The following is a 21,344-nucleotide window of genomic DNA, read 5'->3' on the forward strand; positions in this document are numbered from 1 at the left end:
GGATGGTTAGCTGTTATGGTTAGCTATTAGAATTTAATCCTTAAACTGACTCACTGCAACTTACTGTCATTCACTACCAACGCTTGGAATAGAACCATCAGGATTAATAGTGCGTTTTTGGGCATTTTCTGGGGTAGTATAAAGATTATGCTCATTAATAGTGTCGCTTTTTAGCTGGTCATTACCAACCGCGTCCCCGCCAATGGTATGTTCATTGACATTATCATCGAACGCTTGTCCCGGTTGGTTACGACGATCGACAAACTCGGCAGACTTATCGCCTAAATTGACGTGTTTGGTTTGTGCTTCTGGTGAATTCATGGTCATTCCTTTTCTGGTATCAATTTTGCTATCCACCCAACAACATGCTTAAACTCAACTTAGTGATATCGAAAATTAGTGATCTCGGTCGATATCAACGCTACCGTCTGATAACGTATGCAGTGAATTTTCTGCATTGAGATTGGCTTGGGCAGTTTGCTGTAATTTCTGCGCCTCTTCCTCAGAAATACGTGCCACATTTTCATCCGATAATTCGCCATTCGCCACGTCTTCTGCGGATTGGACTTTCACCGCCGCTTGTGGGGTATTATCAAAAATATCGGGCGTTTCCATTGAGGGTGACATGCCTGTGGTCAATCCATCACCCGATTGGTGGGTGACACTGTCTTCTACTACAACGGCTTGTGGGGTCACGGCGACACCTGTTTTTGCATCTACAATTTCTACATTATTTTGATTTTGCATTTTTTATTCCTTTAATTAATTGTTATCGCTCAATTAGTTATTATTTTTGTAAGTTGAGCTGTATAAATTAGTCAATCAAAATTTAATGATTAAAAGCTTAGTATTTAAAAGTTTAACAATTAAAATTCTAGTGGTTGTCAGTACGCAATGACTCGTCAATAAACGGGGTGTTTTCATTTTGATCTAAGTCTTGTGGTTCACCTTTCACGCTATTTTGCTTGTCCAAATTTTCTGATAATTGACTTGGATCTACATTTTCTGTCGCTTTTTGAATTTCGGTTTGGTTGATTGATTGATTCTGTGATTGATTTTGTGTTTGATTCTGTGACATGGTAATTTTCCTTATGTTTTTTATTAGTATCAATTCAAGTCAAAGATTTTAATCAAAGACTTTTAAATAGAACGCGATTAAATTTATGTAAAAAAAATAGCCAATTCAATCGCTTTCATACTTTTGCTTTTATAAGTTCGATAGTAGCAAATAAAACCAGTTTATGATAAGTGTTCGCGTAACAAGCTGTTATCACTATGTGATAAGTGTTTAGCTGTGTGAAATTTTAGCAGATTTATTACTATTCGGTAAATTTTGAACGCTAGGTGTAAGTCAGCGCATTCATCAACAAAAAACCGCCATCTTCTGTAGATAGCGGTGTAATTGACTCAAAACCTATGACTAGCAAAATTAGCTTTTTCTGGTGATTTTGGTCAATAAATAATCTTGTGCCGAAAACGCTGCTTCACCTTCACCAGGGGTAATCGCTCGCCATGTGCCTTTGGCATCAAGTTCCCATGCATTGACATTGTCTTTGAGGTAATTGTGCAAATCTTCCATAATGCGTTTAAAGACGATGGGGTCTTCAATGGGGAAAGCCACTTCAACACGGCTAAACAAATTGCGTTCCATCCAGTCTGCACTGGCGCAATATAAACGGTAGGTGCGTTTGCCATTAGCATTGGGATTTTGATGCCCATTGGCAAAATAATACACGCGGGTATGCTCTAAAAAACGCCCAACGATAGAGCGCACGGTGATGTTGTCGGATACGCCGGGTAATTGCGGACGAATACAACACATCGAACGAATAATCAGATTGACTTTAACGCCTGCTTGCGATGCTTCATATAGCTTGTCAATCAATAGTTTTTCGGTCATCGCATTGACCTTGATAATGATATGCGCCTCTTTGCCTGCTTTGGCATGGGCAATTTCGTTGTCGATAAAGCCCATGAGTCTGTCATGCAAGGTGAAGGGTGCATGCAGTAGTTTTTGCACTTTGGCTGGTTTGCCCATGCCCGTGAGTTCGTTAAAGATTTTATGCACATCTTCGGTGATAGCTTCATTGGCGGTAAATAGACCGTAGTCGGTATAAGCTTTGGCATTGCCCGCATGGTAGTTGCCTGTACCCAAATGCACATAGCGGCGGATTTTATCTTCCTCACGGCGTACAATCATCATCAGCTTGGCGTGGGTCTTGTAGCCTACGATGCCATACACCACCACTGCCCCAGCCTGCTGCAGAAAGTTTGCTACTTCAATGTTGGATTTTTCATCAAAGCGCGCACGCAGCTCAATCACCGCGGTGACTTCTTTGCCTTTACGCGCAGCTTCCGCCAGCGCTTGGACAATTTCAGAATTTGTCCCTGAGCGATAAAGGGTCTGTTTGATGGCTAATACATGGGGGTCATTGGCGGCTTGGCGCAAAATGTTGACCACAGGTGAAAACGAATGAAACGGGTGATGCACCAATACATCTTGCTTACGAATGGCATGAAATACGTTTTCATTTTTATCCAAGCTATCACGGCGAAACGCTTTGGGAATGGCATGATTAAACGACTGATAACGCAAATTTGGGATTTTAAAATCAAACAACAAACGCGTCAGATTGACAGGACCATTGACACGGTATAGCTGCTCTTGGCTTAAACCAAACTCATCAAGTAGATAATCCACCATCGGTTGTGGGCAATAGGTCGTCACTTCTAAGCGCACTTTGGCACCAAATCGCCGGTTCTCTAACTCACCTTCCAACGCTTTCGCCAAGTCTTCGACATCATCGGATAAATCTAAATCGGCGTTACGGGTCAAACGAAATTGGTGGCAGCCAGTGACCGTCATGCCAGGGAACAAGTCTTCGATATGCCCGTGAATCACTGCGGTGAGCATGATATGATGTTCTTTACCGCCTGTCAGTTCATTGGGTAAGCGAATAACCCGCGGTAAGCTTCGGGGTGCAGGGACAATTGCCATGTTAATATCGCGACCAAAGCCATCTTTGCCCTCTAAGCCCACCATAAAATTCAAGCTTTTATTGACCAATCTAGGAAAAGGATGCGCAGGGTCAATACTAATCGGCGTCAGCACCGGCGCGACTTGTTCGGCAAAGTATTTTTTTACCCATGCGGCTTGCTCTTGGGTCAATTCATCACGTTTTAAGTAGCGAATGTCTTGCTCCGCCAGTGCAGGCAAAATTTCATCGTTCAAAATACGGTATTGCTTATCCACGGCATGATGGGCGATTTCAGAGATATATGACAAAACCTTACTGGGGCGTATACCATCGATACTGCTCACCACATCGCCCATTTGTACTTTTTGCATCAAGCCTGCGACACGGATTTCAAAAAATTCATCTAAATTGGATGAAAAAATGATCAAGAAAAATAGTCTTTCAAGCAGTGGGTGGCGGGGATTGGTGGCTTGGGCGAGTACCCGCTGATGGAACTGTAACAGTGACAATTCACGATTAAAATACAGCTCGCTATCGTTTTGTTGGTATTCAAACACGTTTGGGTAGCAAATACTGTTAAAGCCTAGTATCGGATTAATTTCTGATACATACTCTTCGCTGGGTCTATCTTGTTTGGCAGTGTTTGGCATAGCACAGTCCTTTTATGGTCAAGCATTTTTAACAGTGTAAAGTTAACAATGTAATGATAAGCGTGTAATGATACATGAGTTTCTTGACTATTCCGTGTCGGGCAAATCTGCCGCCCCCATGCGCCGTAGAATAATTTGGGTTTTGTTAAGCAGGCGGCGGTCGTTACGGTTGCCTTCAAAATATTTGGGATTAGGTAGCATAGCAATCAAAGATGCGGCTTGTCGCTTTGTCAAATGCGCTGCCGACTTATGATAGTAGTGCTGAGCGGCTGCTTCAATGCCATAGACGCCTTTGCCAAACTCTGCGACATTGAGATAAGCAAGCAAAATCCGCTCTTTGGTCCACATGTTTTCAATCATCAAGGTAATTAACGCTTCTTCGCCTTTGCGAAAATACGAGCGATTGGGGTATAAAAATAAATTTTTGGCAAGCTGTTGGCTAATGGTTGAGCCGCCCGCGCTGATAGCCCCCGCTTTTTCATTTTTCTTAATCGCATTCTCAATACCTTGCACATCAAAGCCAGCGTGATTGACAAAGTTGGCATCTTCGCTGGCAATCGCCGCCCGTTTTACATTCACCGAAATTTGATTATCATCCACCCAGGTCTGACTGACAGGGGCAAAATTGCCCAAGCGATACAGTATCATGAACATACTGTTGTTGATAGGCTGGGTTTTCCAGACAACCAATAAGGCTGCAACTATTACATGAAACGCAACAAAACAGGCAATGACTATGAGCAAAATGCGCTTGACCCAGCCACCAAACCCGATACCGCGGTTGGTGGGTGGTAAAGCTGTGTTGACGACTTTGGGCTTTAACGACATTTTGGTAGCAGTTTTTTTGGTAGTTGGTTTGGATTTAGGCACGATGTATTCCTAGCGGCGGGGGCAAAAGCAGCGATGGCTTAAGCTAAAAATATAACGTATTATGGCATTTTTGGCTACATGCTAAGGCAGAATATGTCCGACTTCGACGCGCAACACATGACAAATCCGCACGATCACATGATGGCTGACCCAACTACTTGGCGATTATATGGCACAGTCGGGTGTCATCTGTGTGAAATCGCTGAAAGCTTATTGCTGCAAGCACAAGCCGTTGCCGATATACGCTGGCAGCCGATTGATATTGCCGAGCTGCCAGAACAAGAGATGCTGGAATTTGCTGATAAAATACCTGTGCTAGTTACCGCTACCAAGACGTTATATTATCCTTTTTCCATCATGGATATTATGGCGTTAAGCTGAAAAGCCAATATAGATTATTGGCATACTATTAAAAATTTAATTCATTATGTCTTGGCAGATTTTTTTATCATCAACGCCATGCCACTAGCTGCGAGATTTTCTTGGGCAGTGGCGTACGCTCAGGTCAAGAGGTGCTCAAAGCCATTGCCCTTGGTGCAAAAGCCGCCATGATTGGTCGGTCGTTTTTGTATGGCTTGGGGGCATATGGCGAGGACGGTGTGCGCCGCGCGCTTGAAATTATCTACAACGAGATGGACATCAGTATGGCATTTGGTGGCTATACCAATATCCAACAGGTGAGCAAAGATATCCTCATCAAAGGCACGTATGAAGACTTGCTGACTCGTCCCTTCATTGTGCGAGAGCGTACTTAGTTGACCGTAGCAAACGAAAGGACGGATGTGAAGTGTTTTGGCACTTTGCCCGTCCTTTTGCTAATCTCTTGTTAACAGCTTTTTTTAAAGCTGATTTTAAAGCTTAGGTAATTGTTTTTTCAGTAAGCTTGCATCCATTTCCCGCGCTTCAAAACCCTGCGCTTCTTTCCAGCCTGCTTCATCAGCAAAGTACAAGCGATTAAATTGTTCATCACGATAAAACCGCATGGGCTGACCACTGTCGCCTTGAATCACAAAATTTTGCACAACTTCGTGAAATTTGGCACGGATATTGGCTTCATTGTGGTCGCTTGCGAGCGTCGGGGTGATGATATAAGCCAAATCATTGTAAAGTTGTGGACTTAACTGTCTAAACACCGCCTTGTTCTCAAGTAACTTGTGGACGATACGCTTTATATCGTCCAAACCAATCGTGCCTTCATGAAGTTCAAGAAACATCATTTTGATTGCCTCAATGTGTACCAGTGTGTATCGCCAAAAAAATGCTAGTATAACGATTAGCAGTTGAAAAATTAGTGGTTTAACGATTAGTAGTATAAACCCTTAGAAGCTGTATTCACAAGCACATATTTCTCAACAATTGAGTGATATGAGCAATTTTAATAAAAGATTCAGCAGATAAAACCGTAATTTCAAAATCTTTAGCGAGACGACGAGCATTATTTAACCAAGCGAAATTACGCTCGACCACCCAACGTTTAGCAATGATTCTCCACTCACCATTGATTTTTGTAGAAATATCAACAGGGATATTATGATTGTTCATAACATCTTGCTCAAAGGTTTTGCGATAACCTGCATCTGCTGAAATAGCTTCAATGGTTGGATAGGTTTTTAATGCCTTATCAACAACCATAATACCCGCTCTAGTGTCATGAATGTTAGCCGCATGAACAACAACGCCTAGTAGATTACCGATAGTATCAACAAGGATATGTCGTTTTCGACCTTTAACCTTTTTACCACCGTCAAAGCCCTTTTGCTCTGATTTACTGGTGGTTTTAACACTTTGAGAGTCAATGATGGCATACGTGGGTGTTGCTTCTTTACCAACGCTCAATCGTTTTTTTTAACCAATGTTTGTAGTATTTCATCCCAAAGCCCTGCTTGATTGGCTCTGCGATAGAAACTCCAGACTGTCGCGTATGGTGGAAAATCATTGGGTAACATTCGCCATTGACAGCCTGTTTTGGTAATATAAAGCACGGCATTGATAAGCTCTCGTTTTTCCCATTTGTAGCGTCTTTGGTTGCTAAAATGTGGTGCGATGAGTTGCCATTGTTCGTCTGTTAGGTCGGTTGGATAGCTCTTATTTGTCATCCGTAGATTTTAACATAACAAGTTAATATATTTAATGAAATATATTATTTTTATTTATGAATACAGGTTCTTAGAGGACACCTGCGTTCTCTACCTTCTTTTGGCTTAGGATAAAAAACAATTCGCTACCCTGTCTGGGCTTAATTGAATTATAGCAAGGCGCCAGTTTATCAATGGTGAAAAACTGCTGAAATAATGTTTCATATTCTTGCTTATCCCCACCAAACGGTGGACTGCTTTCAAAATGCTTATCTAGCAACACGCCCACCAATTTACCCGTGGGTTTGAGGAGCTTTTGCATTTGCTTGGCATAATCGCTGCGTCTACTAGGGTCAATCGCGCAAAAAAACGTCTGCTCAATAATATAATCAAACTGATACTGCACAGGGTCTAAGCCAAAAAAATCCGCTTGTAGCAGGTGCGTTTTGGGAAAACTGGGATAGCGCTTGGCAAAATTATCCAAAGGCAGCTTGGCAAAATCCACCACATAAACATGGCTAAAACCTTGTTCATGAAGATAGCCTGCTTCGTAGGCGTTGCCCGCCCCAGGGATTAAAATATGTACCGATTTACTCACGCCGTTGTCGAGTAAATGCTCGATATAGGCTTGCAGGGGTGGCGAAATTTTACCGATGTCCCACCCAGTATAGCCATCATCATAGCGTTTTTGCCAAAATTCGGCGTCGTTGACCGAGTGTTCAGTTAGTATGTTGTTATCTTCCATGATTGCTGCTCCTGATAGTTTTTTAGGCTTTTCGAATGGTTAAAATTTGCTCGCTACGACCAAATGCGCCGTGTGCGTCATGCAGCACGCTACTGGTCAGACCCACGCCATCGCCCCCAAATTGTTGCACGGTCTCAAGTCCTAGCCAACGCCCAACAGGCATACGATGCAGATGGATTTGCAAATCTAAATTGGGAAAAAACCATTCAATGGTATTGGGTTGGTGAATGCGCGGTACCACGCCATTGGCGGTATCGACCATGCCCATCAAATGCACAAAGTCGGATGTGGGCTTTGCTTCGCCGTTTTCTTCGACCATGTCGATATCGGTATTGATCCACACGATGCCATCGCCTTGGCGGTTGTCGGGGTCGGCTTTGAGATAAATACTGTCAATATAGCCGCCGCCCCAATGCTTCATGCCGTCCCAATTCGGGTAGCTTTCTGGATGACCAATTCGCTCATCTTCCAGCCCTGCAATCTCTGATGTATCGCTGGTTTGCATACGCCACGCGCGGGCAACGATACAGGTTTTGCCATTGGCTGCCATTGTGGTTTCCACCAGTTCGATAGTGCGACCCGGGCGGATAATGTGGGTGGTCACGCTAAAATCGCCAAAATGAATCAGCCCAAAAATATCCAGACTGATGCGCCCGATACGCATATCACTGCGCGGTTTGAATTGTTCAAGCTCGTAAGCCAACAGTCCGGTCGCTGCCGCCATGTGTTGTTCGTTGTCATTCCATGCGCCTTGGCAATGGATATTGCAGCGGTAGTTTGATGTGGTGATATCATCGGTCATGGTGCGGTCAAGCAGTGTGTAATAGGTATTGCCCATAAAGTTCCCTTTTGTGCCTAGAAATTGGTTATACATAGAAATTGGTTGTGCCTAAAAATTGGTAAAACGCCTAAAATTGCTAAAAAATTGTAGCACATTGGCTATCGGCTATTGGTAGAATTTTTGCAAAGTTGCCGCTATGACAAGCCGCCAAACTTCGCACTTACTTAGCATACACCCGATTTGCATCGGCCAAAATCTAGCCGCCTTCTGCCAATGAATGAGTTTGAAATGCTTAACGATTAGCCGCAAAAAGCCAGTATAATACGCGGATAATATAAAATTTTTCCCTATATTTTGACACCACATTTTAACAACATAAAGATAAGTAATCCTATGACTGCAACTGCCCTACTTGATACCGATCACATCAACACCGACAAGCCGCCGTTTATCTTGGTGGACGGCTCGTATTATATGTTCCGCAATTTTCACGCCTTGCCTGTCACCATGCAAACCACCCAAGGCTTGCACACCAATTCCATCCGCGGCACGCTCAACGCCCTCAAAAAACTGATGGAAAAATACCGCCCGACGCACATGGCGGTGGCATTTGATACCAAAGCGCCCACCTTTCGCCACAAGCTTTCCCCCATTTATAAAGGCGACCGCCCAGACATGCCCGCCGAACTTGCCGAGCAAATCCCTTACATTCACAAGATGATACAAGCGATGGGCATACCGCTACTCGCTATTGAAGGTGTAGAAGCTGACGACATCATCGGCACACTCGCCCACCGTGCTTGCCTAGAAGGTCATCATGTCATCATCTCCACAGGCGACAAAGATATGTGCCAACTGGTCAATCCCTGCGTCATCGTGGAAAACAGCTTTGATGACAAACGCTATGACATCGCAGGGGTGAAAGAAAAATTTGGCGTCGAGCCGCGTCAAATCATCGACTATCTCACCCTCATGGGAGACGCATCGGATGGAATCAAGGGTGTCGCAGGCATCGGCGCAAAAACCGCGCAAAAACTGCTTGAGCAATACGACAGCATTGACAATATCCTTGCCAATGTCGACCAGTTAAAAGGCAAGCAACAACAAACCTTTTTGCAAAGCACCGACAGCATTGCGCTGGATAAACGCTTGGCGACCATCATCACCGACCTTGATATCGTGCCTGACTGGGAGACGTTGCGACTACCGACTGACCCAAGTTTTAACATAGAAGAAAAACGCGCAATTTTTACCGAACTGGAGTTTAAAAGTGAAATAGCATCGCTCAATCATCCGTTTCACCCGTCCAATAACGGCAATTTTAAAGCCGCTGAGCCTGCTCAGAATGCTATCCACAACCCAATGGTCGAAGCGATTAAAACTAGCCAAGATAGCAAGAATACTGCCAACAAGCAGTGGCACACTGTCACCAGCCAAGCCGATTTTGATACGTTAATCCAACGCCTTGGCGCATCAAAGCATTTTGTCATTGATACCGAAACCACCGATGTAAATTGGCAACATGCCGAGCTTGTCGGCTTGTCGTTTGCGCTGCAGTCTCATGAAGCCTATTATGTGCCTGTTGCCCACGTTGATGAGATGGGCAATCGGATTGAACAACTTGCCCGCGACGATGTTTTAGCCCAGTTAAAACCGATTTTGCAAAATCCACAAATCGGCAAAATCGGTCAGCACTTAAAATACGACGCGCATATTTTGGCAAATTATGATATCGACTTAATCAACGAGCCGAGCAACTGGGCAATGGATACCATGCTTGCCAGCTATGTGATTAACGCCGTTGCTACCCGTCACGGTATGGACGACTTGGCACGTCACTATCTACATACCCAAACCATCACCTTTGAAGATGTGGCAGGCAAAGGCGCCAAGCAAATCACCTTTGACAAAGTCCCTTTAAACGTGGCAAGTGACTACGCCTGTGAAGACGCTGATATCACCTATCAGTTATTTGAACTGTTTAGCGAAAAACTCAAAGCCGAACCGAACAACGCCAAGCTGCTCCATGAACTAGAAATCCCTGTTGCCCAAATCCTGTGCCAAATGGAGCATGATGGGATTTTGCTCAATAAAGCGTTTTTGGGAGAACTATCCGCGCGCTTTGATGAAAAAATCCAAGCACTTGAAACAGTCGCCTTTACGCAAGCGGGCGAAACCTTTAACCTTGCCAGTCCAAAGCAGTTGGGTGAAGTGCTGTTTGACCGCTTAGGCATTGCAGGCGGTAAAAAAACCAAAACCGGGCAATACTCCACCAGTGAAGCAGTGCTTGCCACCATCGACCATCCGCTAATTGAAACTGTGCTTGAGCATCGCAGTCTGTCCAAGCTTAAAAGCACCTACACAGACGCGTTGGCAAATGTGGCAGACAGCAATGACCGTGTGCATACCAGTTATCATCAAGCGTTGACGACCACAGGACGGTTGTCATCGACTGAGCCGAATTTGCAAAACATCCCGATTCGCACCGATACTGGGCGGCTCATTCGTGGCGCGTTTATTGCCCCCAAAGGTCGCAAAGTGCTATCAGCCGACTATTCGCAAATCGAGCTTCGGCTGATGGCACACTTTGCCAATGATCCTGTGCTAATCCGCGCGTTTCAGGAAGGGCATGACATTCACCGCGCCACCGCCGCTGAGATTTTGGGCAAGGCGTTTGATGATGTGACGAGCGAAGAACGCCGCCAAGCCAAAGCGGTCAACTTTGGGCTACTCTACGGCATGAGTGAATTTGGGCTTGCCAAGCAGTTGGGCTTTACTCGCCAGCAAGCGCAAGACTATATCAAGCTGTACTTTGCCCGCTACCCTACGGTACGTGCCTATATGCAAGCCACCCGCACGGCTGCCCAAAATCAAGGCTATATCACCACGATTTTGGGGCGTAAGCTATTTACCCCCGATATGCAGCACCCCAACCGCGGCGTGCGCCAAGCGGCAGAACGCGCGGCGATTAATGCGCCACTACAAGGCTCAGCGGCGGATATTATCAAGCTTGCCATGATTGCGGTGAATGAGGTATTGCCCCAAGACCATGCCAAAATGCTATTACAGGTGCATGATGAGCTGGTGTTTGAAGCGGATGAAGACAAAGTCGATGAAATCGCTAAACTTATCAAGAATGCCATGCAAGATGTGCTGTCAAAAACGGCAAAAGCCAAAGGCTGGGATGTCAATTTTGCGGTGCCGCTCGTGGTAGAAGTGGGTATTGGTGATAACTGGGATGAGGCGCATTAATTTTTAAAGGTAAAAGAAAACCCACAGATTTTGCGGGTTTTTTTACTTTAAGTTAGTACTATATTTTGCCTTTAGTGTCTTTGTAACAGCTTGGTGTTCAAGTGGGATTAAGTCTGGATTGGCGTATTGGGCAAGTCCGCCTGCACGAGCGAGTTTTTTGGCTCGGATTTGCTCGGTGGTAGGCTCGGTTGTGACTGGCTTTTGCTCGGCGTTGGCGGATAGTTGGGCGACAAAGTGTTGAAAGGCTTGGGCAGGTTGTATGCCAAGCTGTTGGCAGGCTTGAATGAGTCGAGTTGCGTCATTGCCTGTGATTTCAAAATGTAAGGATTGATTTATCATTTTTCACCTTTTTTTACCTAGATATCCTATGGAAAAGTGATTTTTTAATAATTGATTTTAACGTAATTTTTTAAATTTAGGTAGGTAAAAGAAAACCCACAGATTTTGTGGGTTTTTTATTAGGTTACAAATTATCTACTAAAACTTAAACGGTGCTTTACTCTATTTCGACGATTTAACGCTTCTGCTCGATATACCGAAAAGGTACGCAAAGCTAAACGTTTTGGCTTTTTGGCGGTTGGAGTTGAGCTTGAAAATGCCGAAAGTTCATTAATTGATTGAGCAAAAGCAGATTGTTCTGACTGTTGAAGTCGTCTTTCTAACTCATCTGCTGGTGTCGATTTAATCTCTTGAACAACGGCATTTAAGATTTCTTGATTAATCATCATGATATCCTGTAATTTATGCCAATTGATTTAACTATTAAGACATTCTTTGATAAAAATATCAATAGGCTTTTTGATAATGAACGCAGGAAAGGCATTTGCAAACGGTACTTTTCTTAAATTTGGTACTGATAAATTCATGCGACAAACAGTGAATTGTTGATTCGATACTCGTTCTAATATGTTAATAAAATCGTCCAACTTTGCACCATAAGTGGCTTCATCATATAAACCGATTGGATAAGCGTCTAAAAACGCTTCATATAACGCGATATCTCCCACAAAATCTAGTAATTCTTCTTCAGGAATATGTATTTCGCAATCAAATTGTACTAATGAACAATCTTGCTTTCTGTCGTATATATTGGCTTTATTTAAAGCAAAATCCCACCATTGTTTTGATAATTCTAAAGCGTTTTTTCGATTACTTTCATAGTTCCAAAAATATAATCCACTGCCCGCTTTACCAGAATTTTCTTGTGGCACAATAAATCCATTTTTATTGATATTTTTCGCATGGTATGCGGTTGTAGCGTGAATGCCTTTTAGTATGAGCAATTTTTATATCTCTTTCATAAAATACTATGTTTAAATAAATCGAATTAAATTCTCGCTTCTAATTTCAAAGGTAAAGATTTATTTATCCTACTTTGCGTTTTAAGAAATATTAACTTCCAAAACATAAATTGGTACTAACTTTTCTAACAGTTGCTGGCTGTTATTATCAGATTTGTAAGCTGTTCTATGGGTAATGTAATGCTCCTTTACTTTGGTCAATTTGGCACCAGAAGCAAAAACTACTTCTTTTTCATGTCCTTTATCAGTTCCTTTCTGTTTAAATACATAAACATTCGTTCTTGGGCTTAAAACTCTTAAAACCATTATATCTATTCTTTCATTATCATAAGCTTTACCACACCACTCAGCATTACGTAAGGCTACTTGCGGACAAAAAGTTGTAGATAAAGGTCTATCAGTAATTATTGTGTCAGTTGAATGATTATACCAATAACCACCATGAATTAGAGTCTGCCCTACACTTAATTTAATACCAATGTTATTAATTTCTTTATCAACATTAAAAACATTACAACGAGCATACCGATTTTGATAATTCCATAAAAATTGGGGTATTTTAGATGGCATATAACTTCGCCATACCTTGAAAACTTTACTTTTTTCAATTATGTCATCAATGGCAAATTCCAATTGATTATCTTCACCTTTATTCGCCATATACATAGCAGATTGCAAATGGTTTTCTAAAATAATTTGATAAATTGGAATACCACGAGTAACTAAGTTTAAATCGTAATTTGATTGCCTTATTTCATCTTGTGTGGCATTCCTATATTTTTGTAAAACAAGGTTTTCTTCAAAAATATTAAATAGTGGTAGATAGACATTCATAACTTTACCTTAATTGCAAAAAAAGGCATAACAAGACTCAATTATGCCTAATTTTTTCAAATAGACTTAAATTACAAACTTCTTAACTGCTCAATTTGTTTATGCATTTCGGCAAGTTGGCTATCCATCTCAGCTAGTTTCGCTTTCTCGCTTTCCACCACATTGGCAGGGGCTTTACTCACAAAACTCTCATTTGACAATTTACTACGCAGACTTTCAGCTTGTTTGGTAAGTTTTTCTTGCGCTTTGGCAAGGCGATTAAGCTCCGCCGTTGGGTCAATCAAGCCTTTCATCGGCACGAGCACTTTTAACTGCCCGACCATACTTGATGACGACAACGGTAACTCTTTATCAGCGCCGTCACCCGCATTCACAATAGTCAGCGTATCGACTTTGGCAAGCGATTTGAACTGATTTTCAATACGGCTTAGGCGCGCGGTTTCCTCATCGCTGATGTTGTCAAGTAGCACAGGCAGACGCACCGCATTGCCAAGCTTCATTTCACCGCGGATGTTACGAATCGCCCCAATCAGCGCTTGTAGCCACGTCATGTCATGCTCGGTCTGTAGGCTGATTAGGCTATCATCCGCTATTGGGAAAGCAGCAGTCATGATACTGTCAGTCGCTTTTTTATCGATGATAGGGGCAATGGTCTGCCAAATGCTCTCGGTGATATACGGCATAATCGGGTGGGTAAAGCGCATGGCGACTTCAAGACAGTTGAGCAACACATAGCGGATTTGGGCTTTACGCTCGGCACTCACCGACTCATCGTTTAGGCTCGATTTGGCAAGCTCGACATACCAGTCGCAGTATTCATTCCAGATAAACTCATAGATATCTTGGCTCACCAAGTCAAAACGGTACTGGCTCATGTGCTCATGGATGGCTTTTACTGTGGAGTTTAGACGGCTTATAATCCATTGCTCTGGCAATTCCCACAGTGCGGTATTGGCGGTTTTGTCGATGTTGAGGGCGTTTCCTTCCTTATCGACACAGTTCATCAGCACAAAACGGGTGGCGTTCCAAATTTTATTACAAAAATTGCGATTGCCTTCAATGCGTTTGAGGTCAAAATTGATATCACGTCCCGTACTTGCCAAGGAGGTAAAAGTAAAGCGCAGCGCGTCCGTGCCAAACGCAGGGATACCGTCGGCAAATTCTTTGCGCGTGGCTTTTTCGATTTTTTGCGCGTCTTTGGGGTTCATAAGACCTGTGGTGCGTTTGGCGACTAGGGTTTCTAAATCAATGCCGTCAATCAAATCAATCGGGTCAAGTACGTTGCCTTTGGATTTGGACATTTTTTGCCCTTGTCCATCACGCACCAAGCCATGCACATACACAGTTTTAAACGGCACTTGCGGGTTGCCGTCTTTGTCTTTGATAAAGTATAGGGTCATCATCATCATACGGGCGACCCAGAAGAAAATGATGTCAAAACCTGTGACCAATACGCTAGTTGGGTGGAAGGTTTTGAGCGCTTGGCTGTAATCGTCAAAGTTTAGCTCACCTGTCCAATCCAGGGTGCTAAACGTCCACAATGCCGAGCTAAACCAAGTGTCTAGTACATCACTATCTTGGCGCAGCGCTAGGCTATCAGCAAGGTGGTATTTTTGGCGGACTTCCGCTTCATCACGCCCGACGTAGATATTGCCCTCGTCATCGTACCACGCAGGGATACGGTGTCCCCACCAAAGCTGACGGCTGATACACCAGTCTTGGATATCGCGCATCCACGCCATATACATATTTTTATATTGGGCAGGGACAAACTCGGTGCGCCCGTCTTCCACCGCCTCGATGGCAGGTTTTGCCAGTTTTTCGATGGACACATACCATTGGTCAGTGAGCCACGGCTCAACGATTTCACCACTGCGGTCACCTCTATGAGCTTTGATAGTATAATCTTCAACTTTATCAAGCCACCCTTCTTTTTCAGCTTGCTCAACTAATTTTTTTCTTGCATCGAACCGATATAATCCCCTGTATTCTTCTGCAATACAGTCATAACCATTATATCCATGTTGAGTAAAATTAGTTTTTACCCCATTTATTTCTTTGGATTCAAATTCATCAGGTCTATGCGATTGACTATTTCTTTGACTTGATTGTTCTAAATCAAACATCGGATTAGACAATAAGTTTGCATAACTATCAAAGATATTAATCAAGCCATCATCTGCAAGTTCATTTTCTCTAATAATAAATACGCCAGAATCTTTATGACGTTTCCAAACCTCATAATCATTAAAATCATGAGCAGGAGTAATTTTTACACAACCTGTTCCAAAGTCTGATTCCACATAGTCATCGGCAATAACTGGAATTAATCTTCCTGTAATTGGTAACTTTAATGTTTGCCCAATTAAATCACTATATCTTTCATCTTTAGGATTAACAGCAACTGCAATGTCACCAAACATTGTTTCTGGTCTTGTAGTTGCTACAACAAGATAGTTTTTCCCATCTTTAGTTTTAGCATTTTCATTAGAAAAATAATATCTAAAATGCCATAAAAATCCTTTCTCATCAGTTTTTTCAACTTCCAAATCTGATAAAGCTGTTTGTAATTTAACATCCCAGTTGACTAGACGTTTACCGCGATAAATCAGTCCATCTTCGTACAGACGCACGAACACTTCTTTGACGGCATTGGACAAGCCATCATCCATGGTAAAACGCTCACGGCTCCAGTCCACCGAGCTACCTAGACGGCGGATTTGGCGGGTGATGTTGCCACCGCTCTCGGCTTTCCACTCCCAAATCTTTTCAAGGAACTTTTCGCGCCCCAAATCATGGCGTTTGATGCCTTGGGCGTTCAATTGACGCTCAACGACCATTTGCGTGGCAATCCCTGCGTGGTCAGTGCCTGGTTGCCAGAGGGTATTTTCGCCCAGCATTCGGTGATAGCGGGTGAGCGTGTCCATGATGGCATTGTTAAAGCCGTGCCCCATGTGCAGTGAGCCTGTGACATTCGGCGGTGGCAGGGCAATAGAAAACGATTGTTGTTTATCATAGCTTGGCTGAAAGTAGCCTTTGTCTTCCCACACTTGGTACATGCCGTTTTCGACGTCGCTTGGGTTGTAAGCGTTTTCTAAAGACGTTAAGGCTTGGGCGATTTGATGTTGCGTGCTCATAGATGGTCAACTTTTGCAATAAAAAAGAAAGGAATGTCAAAAAGGTAATTAACGGATTTTACCGTAAATTGCCTAGATTGTAGAGTATTTTGTGGGTAAGATAGCGGTTGATAAAATAATAAATGGGTTAATAACTCGTAAGGTTTGTGTTATGCACTTAGACTCTCTAAAGATTAAGAATTTTCGGATTTTGGAAGATGTGACGATTGAGAAATTGGGTCATGTAAATTTAATTGTGGGGAAAAATAATTCGGGAAAAAGTACCGTTCTTGAAGCTTTAGCTTTGTTAGCGAGTGGGTTTAAGTCTAATATTTTATATCAAATCGCTTCTAATCGAAGTAGCCTAATCCTAAATCCCAATCAAGAAACCAGCGTAAAAGAACCAAATATTCTCATAAAAGATTTTTTTACGGATAATAACTACAACCAAGAAGTACCTACAATTTTTATTGGAGATACAAAAAATTCGATACAAATTCGAGTTTTAGAATCTGATAAATTTGATAAGCATACTTATTATGATGAAATAAAACACTCACTTATTACTACTTATAGTGAGAGACATACTTTCAGCAAGACTACTAAAGGTTTATTGTCTTTTAATACCATAGAAAACGGCTTAGAAATTAAGTTACCTAATAAGGATACTTTTTATACTGAATTAAATTTGGACGATAGTTTGAATCTTTTGCAATTCTTAAAACTAGAGCAGAGTTCCCCTTTAGCTTATATAGATACAAGAGTAGTGAATTTACCAAAACTAGCTAGTGACTGGGATAAATTAGTTTTTACAGAAGCAGAAACTGAAGTTATTCAAGCGTTAAAAATTATTGTGCCAAATATACAAAATCTAGCTTTTATAACTGATAAAAAATTTCACCAGAAATATGCTAATTCTGAAGATGTTCGTATCCCTTATATAAAACTACTAGATAGTGATGGTGGTTATCCTTTAACCGCTATGGGGGACGGAATTATGCGATTATTGCAAATCATTTTGAAAATATTTTCTGCAAAAAATGGTTTTTTATTAATAGATGAATTTGAAAACGGTTTACACTACAGCGTACAACCTAAAGTTTGGGAACTCATCTTTGAACTGGCTTATCGCTTCAACATTCAAGTATTTGCCACTACACACAGCTGGGACTGCATTGAAAGTTTTTCCCAAGTCGCCAAAGACCGCACCGACATGGAAGGCGTACTATTTCGCATGGGTCACAGCGTCCGCAAATCTGATAAAGGCAAACTTATCGCCACCGTATTTGATGAAGATGACTTATACAATCTAACCAAAATGAATATTGAGGTTAGATAATGATAAAGCACCTTATTGTTGAAGCAGAATCAGATAAATTATTTATCCAAACTTTTTTGCGTCATGAAAATCTAAACCTTCAATTAAACATTGACGTAGCAACACCCCAAGACCTTGAGCCAACCGCCTACACGACAAAACAAGCAGTATTGCAACAGCTGCCAAGGTTAGTAAAACTTTTAGAAACAGGACAAGTAAGCCATATTGGTATTTTGGTTGACATGGATTTTACTGATAAAACCGATATTAAAACCCAAAATCTACGGCAAATTAGCGAGCGATTAAACCCATTAGGATTTTATCAATTCCCACAACAAAATGATGAATTAGGTATTTATTTTGAAAATTTAGATTACGATAACCCAATTGGCGTTTGGCTAATGCCAAATAATCAAGATGAAGGCTATCTCGAAACTTGGATAAAAATGACGATGCCAACGAATGAACAAAATCATTTTGGACAAATCGAAAACTTTATCCATAGCCTTGGAACAAGCCATTTTAAAAATCCTACCACATCACTGGATAAAGCACGGATTTATACATGGCTTGCCACCCAATCAAAACCCACCCAAGATTTATCAAAAGCCTTGGCACTAGCTGACCCAAACACCGCTACCTACCAAAATTTTAAAAACTGGCTTATTACCACATTTGGATAAAGCAAAAAACCGCCATTTTAAAGGGCGGTTTTTATTAAAATCAATCCATTTTACCAGGCACAGGATTATCCAAAATTGTTTGGGTTTGTTTGGCGCGAAAATCACTGATTTTTTGCGCAAGCGTGCTATCACCAATCGCCAAAATTTGCGCTGCCAGTAGCCCTGCATTTGCCGCACCCGCTGCCCCGATGGCAAGCGTACCCACCGCCACCCCTTTGGGCATTTGCACGATGGATAGCAAACTGTCCCAACCGCTTAGGATGGAGGACTTGACAGGCACACCAAGTACAGGCAAATCCGTCTGAGACGCACACATCCCGGGCAGATGCGCCGCGCCGCCTGCCCCTGCGATAATCACAGACAGGCCGCGAGCTTTGGCAGTTTTGGCATAGTCAAACAATCTATCAGGGGTGCGATGTGCCGATACCACTTCACACTCAAAGGGCACCCCAAAATCCGCTAACATTTGCGCGGCGTTTTGCATGGTTTCCCAGTCAGATTGACTACCCATGATGATACCGACTTTGGCTTGACCTTGTGGCGATGGGATGGGTGGTGGTAGCTGGTGTGTCTGGGCGTTTGGCTGACTTGCTGACATGGAAAATTCCTTTTGCCAAAAAATTGACGGACTAAAAATAAAAAAACGTGCATGAAATGCACGGTTAAAACTTAATATAGCATGATTTTTTACCCTTGAAAATCAAAATCTATGAGGCAACTATATCACCACATTGGCGGGTACTCGCGGCTTTTGTTCAGGGGCAAATTTTTGATGACTAAGCATGGCCAGCTGCGTCTCAATCGTATCGCACATCATCCCTAAGGGCAATTCGTTTTCCCCCGTACCAAACGGCTCGCTGATTTCATCGACGATTTCATTGAGCGCCATAAAGGTGTAGCCGACAAAACTGACTACAAATGGCGTTACCCAGCCAATCGCATTGCCCAGTCCAAATGGCAGCATAAAGCAATACAGATACACAGTGCGATGCAGCAGCACAAAATAGGCATACGGAATCGGTGTGTTATTAATGCGTTCACAGCCCGCTTGGATATGGGCAATTTCACCCAAGGTGTTATCTAAGCTTTGCCACTGCCAAACATCGATTTTTTGCTCGGCTTGCCAGTTGGCGAGCATCTGCCCCATGATTTGGGTCAAGCGTAAGGCAATAAAGTTTTGCCCAACCACGGCTTGCTGTTCTTCAACCGTTAATAGCCGCTGCAGGTTTGCTGTATTATCCTCACTCCGCAGCTGTTGGCGTAGACTGTGGACAAAAGCGATTTGATGACGGATAAAGGCTTGTTTTTCCGCCATACTGACATTCGGCAGTGTCATCACTTGACGGGCGATGTTGCGACTTAGCCAAACCAGCGTGCCCCACAGCTTGCGCCCTTCCCAAAATCGATCATACGCTGCGTTATTACAAAACCCGTGGAAAATCGCAAGTGAGATACCGAGTATCGCAAACACCGAAGGATTGAGCGGTACAGGCTCGGTGGCGATATGGGTTTGATAAAAATAGATGAAAAAGGAGAAAATAAACAACAAAACTTGTGGCACAATCAGCCGTTTAAAGTACGAGCCTTGCAGCACAAATAGCATCTTTAGCGGCTCAATCGGACGTCGAATCATACCTAACCCATCTTAATTTTTTGCTCACTGGCTATCATTTTTAGCCGTAAGCTTTAAACAAATATTTTAAATTATGTTACACCCAGTTTACCGTTTAGCTTTGGGTCAATGCTGATATTGAATAAAATTCGCTGAGGTCAAAGCCGGATGATCGGTATCAAATTGATAAGCCGTCAAAAACCCATCTTTGGCAGCAGAATAATCCACACAGACCACTTGATGACTAAGTAGCTCAGGCGTGCCATTGAGCCAATAATGACCGACAAAAATAGGTTTATCATGGTCAAGCCCAAACAAAATCTCAGCGGTCAGCGTGTCTTTAGGAATATGAATCAAATCTTCTTGACTGGCGCGCGCAATCTGGTGAATCGGCTGAAACGACAAACTCGGTTGCCACCATTGTACCCGTACATTTTTACGTTGATGACCTTCTTTATCGACTAGATGAATGCCTTCAGGTAGCGGCGCTTCCACACCTTTAAGCACTCTTTCCAGTGCCTCAAAAGGTGGCGTGCCTTCCTCACTAGTTTTTTGTAGCGCAACGGGCGTCAAGCGATTGTCGGTTGTTAACAGCGGTTTTAAAATCGCCATCGCATCACTGTCCCAACAAGCATGCACAAAACACGCATCATCCAATGCTAGCCACAGCGGTAATTCATAAAACCGCTTGAGCCAAAACTGGTGCAACTCACTACCAAACCCTACTTCATCAAGAAACGCTTGATGCTGCGAGGTATTTTTATCATTATGTTGTCGTAAATATTGGCTTGCATCGCGGGCATCGGGTGTTGCGTAAGCTAACGCATTATACTCGTGATTACCCATGACCGCGAGCGCTTGCCCGTGGTCAATCATCGCAAATACGATAGATAAGGTTTGCAGCTGTTGACTGCCCCTATCAATCAAGTCGCCTATAAAAATCGCTTGGTGATTAGGAGGCGCTTGAAAACACTGACCATCATGTTGATAGCCCAACTGCGTCAGTAACCCAATGAGTTTATCTGCCTGACCATGCACATCACCAATCACATCATAAATCATATTTTTTACCTTTTACTGCTTTTTACGACTTTACCGTTAACCAGCCAAGCGACTGTTAACTAGGCAA

Annotated in this window: 22 protein-coding genes and 1 pseudogene; 5 read left to right on the forward strand and 18 right to left on the reverse strand. The window is 42.8% G+C overall.

Annotated features, from left to right (window positions below; genetic code table 11):
- Window positions 1-66: 66 nt before the first annotated feature.
- The 5 genes from RNZ41_RS08825 to mtgA form a co-directional block, all read right to left on the reverse strand.
- Window positions 67-321 (reverse strand): hypothetical protein, encoded by a 255-nt coding sequence (locus RNZ41_RS08825; protein ID WP_159675883.1) that lies wholly within the window; start codon window positions 319-321, stop codon window positions 67-69.
- Window positions 322-396: 75 nt separating this feature from the next.
- Entirely contained in the window at window positions 397-747 is a 351-nt protein-coding gene (locus RNZ41_RS08830) for a hypothetical protein (protein WP_314027110.1), read from the reverse strand.
- A gap of 127 nt (window positions 748-874) precedes the next feature.
- The gene (locus tag RNZ41_RS08835; protein WP_314027111.1) at window positions 875-1,078 is read right to left on the reverse strand and encodes a hypothetical protein; all 204 of its coding nucleotides are present in this window, start codon (window positions 1,076-1,078) and stop codon (window positions 875-877) included.
- A gap of 351 nt (window positions 1,079-1,429) precedes the next feature.
- Window positions 1,430-3,628, reverse strand: a complete 2,199-nt coding sequence (ppk1, locus tag RNZ41_RS08840; RefSeq protein WP_314027112.1) for a polyphosphate kinase 1 — start codon at window positions 3,626-3,628, stop codon at window positions 1,430-1,432.
- Window positions 3,629-3,715: 87 nt separating this feature from the next.
- A complete protein-coding gene (gene mtgA / locus RNZ41_RS08845) occupies window positions 3,716-4,456 on the reverse strand; it encodes a monofunctional biosynthetic peptidoglycan transglycosylase (protein WP_409950743.1) in 741 nt (246 codons plus the stop codon).
- Window positions 4,457-4,591: 135 nt separating this feature from the next.
- Here mtgA and RNZ41_RS08850 point away from each other — a divergent pair, with 135 nt between their 5' ends.
- On the forward strand, window positions 4,592-4,879 hold the full coding sequence (locus tag RNZ41_RS08850) for a glutaredoxin family protein (RefSeq protein ID WP_286172938.1): 288 nt from the start codon (window positions 4,592-4,594) through the stop codon (window positions 4,877-4,879).
- A gap of 89 nt (window positions 4,880-4,968) precedes the next feature.
- A pseudogene (locus RNZ41_RS08855) lies at window positions 4,969-5,253 on the forward strand (alpha-hydroxy-acid oxidizing protein); the annotation flags it as partial.
- A 96-nt stretch (window positions 5,254-5,349) separates the two neighbouring features.
- Here RNZ41_RS08855 and RNZ41_RS08860 read toward each other — a convergent pair.
- The 5 genes from RNZ41_RS08860 to RNZ41_RS08880 all read right to left on the reverse strand — a co-directional run bounded on the left by RNZ41_RS08860 (window position 5,350) and on the right by RNZ41_RS08880 (window position 8,156).
- Window positions 5,350-5,715, reverse strand: coding sequence for a hypothetical protein (locus RNZ41_RS08860; RefSeq protein WP_050325813.1), 366 nt, complete (start codon window positions 5,713-5,715; stop codon window positions 5,350-5,352).
- Between the two features lie 115 nt (window positions 5,716-5,830).
- A complete protein-coding gene (locus tag RNZ41_RS08865; RefSeq protein WP_050325023.1) occupies window positions 5,831-6,334 on the reverse strand; it encodes an IS5 family transposase in 504 nt (167 codons plus the stop codon).
- The gene (locus tag RNZ41_RS08870; RefSeq protein ID WP_050325022.1) at window positions 6,331-6,594 is read right to left on the reverse strand and encodes a transposase; all 264 of its coding nucleotides are present in this window, start codon (window positions 6,592-6,594) and stop codon (window positions 6,331-6,333) included. The genes RNZ41_RS08865 and RNZ41_RS08870 overlap by 4 nt, the downstream gene beginning before the upstream one ends.
- 70 nt (window positions 6,595-6,664) lie before the next feature.
- Window positions 6,665-7,318, reverse strand: a complete 654-nt coding sequence (locus RNZ41_RS08875; protein WP_314027115.1) for a methyltransferase domain-containing protein — start codon at window positions 7,316-7,318, stop codon at window positions 6,665-6,667.
- 22 nt (window positions 7,319-7,340) lie between these two features.
- Entirely contained in the window at window positions 7,341-8,156 is an 816-nt protein-coding gene (locus tag RNZ41_RS08880; protein WP_314027116.1) for a thioesterase family protein, read from the reverse strand.
- Between the two features lie 336 nt (window positions 8,157-8,492).
- On the opposite strand from RNZ41_RS08880, the gene polA reads away from it, so the two are divergent.
- Window positions 8,493-11,351: a DNA polymerase I gene (polA, locus tag RNZ41_RS08885; RefSeq protein WP_314027117.1), complete on the forward strand. Its 2,859-nt coding sequence runs from the start codon at window positions 8,493-8,495 to the stop codon at window positions 11,349-11,351.
- Window positions 11,352-11,393: 42 nt separating this feature from the next.
- Here polA and RNZ41_RS08890 read toward each other — a convergent pair whose 3' ends face one another.
- From RNZ41_RS08890 to RNZ41_RS08910, 5 genes are all read right to left on the reverse strand, one after another.
- Complete coding sequence (locus RNZ41_RS08890) at window positions 11,394-11,690, reverse strand: hypothetical protein (RefSeq protein ID WP_007116130.1); 297 nt, start codon at window positions 11,688-11,690, stop codon at window positions 11,394-11,396.
- Window positions 11,691-11,821: 131 nt separating this feature from the next.
- Window positions 11,822-12,079 (reverse strand): hypothetical protein, encoded by a 258-nt coding sequence (locus RNZ41_RS08895; protein WP_157819354.1) that lies wholly within the window; start codon window positions 12,077-12,079, stop codon window positions 11,822-11,824.
- A 27-nt stretch (window positions 12,080-12,106) separates the two neighbouring features.
- The gene (locus tag RNZ41_RS08900; RefSeq protein WP_157819353.1) at window positions 12,107-12,562 is read right to left on the reverse strand and encodes a hypothetical protein; all 456 of its coding nucleotides are present in this window, start codon (window positions 12,560-12,562) and stop codon (window positions 12,107-12,109) included.
- A gap of 171 nt (window positions 12,563-12,733) precedes the next feature.
- Window positions 12,734-13,486: a hypothetical protein gene (locus tag RNZ41_RS08905; protein WP_099807589.1), complete on the reverse strand. Its 753-nt coding sequence runs from the start codon at window positions 13,484-13,486 to the stop codon at window positions 12,734-12,736.
- 71 nt (window positions 13,487-13,557) lie between these two features.
- Window positions 13,558-16,623, reverse strand: a complete 3,066-nt coding sequence (locus tag RNZ41_RS08910; protein WP_314027118.1) for a valine--tRNA ligase — start codon at window positions 16,621-16,623, stop codon at window positions 13,558-13,560.
- Window positions 16,624-16,774: 151 nt separating this feature from the next.
- Here RNZ41_RS08910 and RNZ41_RS08915 point away from each other — a divergent pair, with 151 nt between their 5' ends.
- Together RNZ41_RS08915 and RNZ41_RS08920 are read left to right on the forward strand one after the other, a co-directional pair.
- Complete coding sequence (locus RNZ41_RS08915; RefSeq protein WP_314027119.1) at window positions 16,775-17,941, forward strand: AAA family ATPase; 1,167 nt, start codon at window positions 16,775-16,777, stop codon at window positions 17,939-17,941.
- On the forward strand, window positions 17,941-18,603 hold the full coding sequence (locus RNZ41_RS08920; RefSeq protein WP_060995081.1) for a DUF3226 domain-containing protein: 663 nt from the start codon (window positions 17,941-17,943) through the stop codon (window positions 18,601-18,603). The genes RNZ41_RS08915 and RNZ41_RS08920 overlap by 1 nt, the downstream gene beginning before the upstream one ends.
- A gap of 40 nt (window positions 18,604-18,643) precedes the next feature.
- Here the strand turns inward: RNZ41_RS08920 and purE are convergent, their stop codons facing one another.
- The 3 genes from purE to RNZ41_RS08935 form a co-directional block, all read right to left on the reverse strand.
- The gene (gene purE / locus RNZ41_RS08925) at window positions 18,644-19,201 is read right to left on the reverse strand and encodes a 5-(carboxyamino)imidazole ribonucleotide mutase (protein ID WP_095356172.1); all 558 of its coding nucleotides are present in this window, start codon (window positions 19,199-19,201) and stop codon (window positions 18,644-18,646) included.
- A 120-nt stretch (window positions 19,202-19,321) separates the two neighbouring features.
- Entirely contained in the window at window positions 19,322-20,236 is a 915-nt protein-coding gene (locus tag RNZ41_RS08930) for a bestrophin family protein (protein ID WP_007116136.1), read from the reverse strand.
- Window positions 20,237-20,341: 105 nt separating this feature from the next.
- The gene (locus tag RNZ41_RS08935; protein WP_314027120.1) at window positions 20,342-21,277 is read right to left on the reverse strand and encodes a metallophosphoesterase; all 936 of its coding nucleotides are present in this window, start codon (window positions 21,275-21,277) and stop codon (window positions 20,342-20,344) included.
- Window positions 21,278-21,344 lie beyond the last annotated feature (67 nt).

The sequence above is a fragment of the Moraxella sp. DOX410 genome, from assembly GCF_032248735.1.
GTDB lineage: Bacteria > Pseudomonadota > Gammaproteobacteria > Pseudomonadales > Moraxellaceae > Faucicola > Faucicola tetraodonis.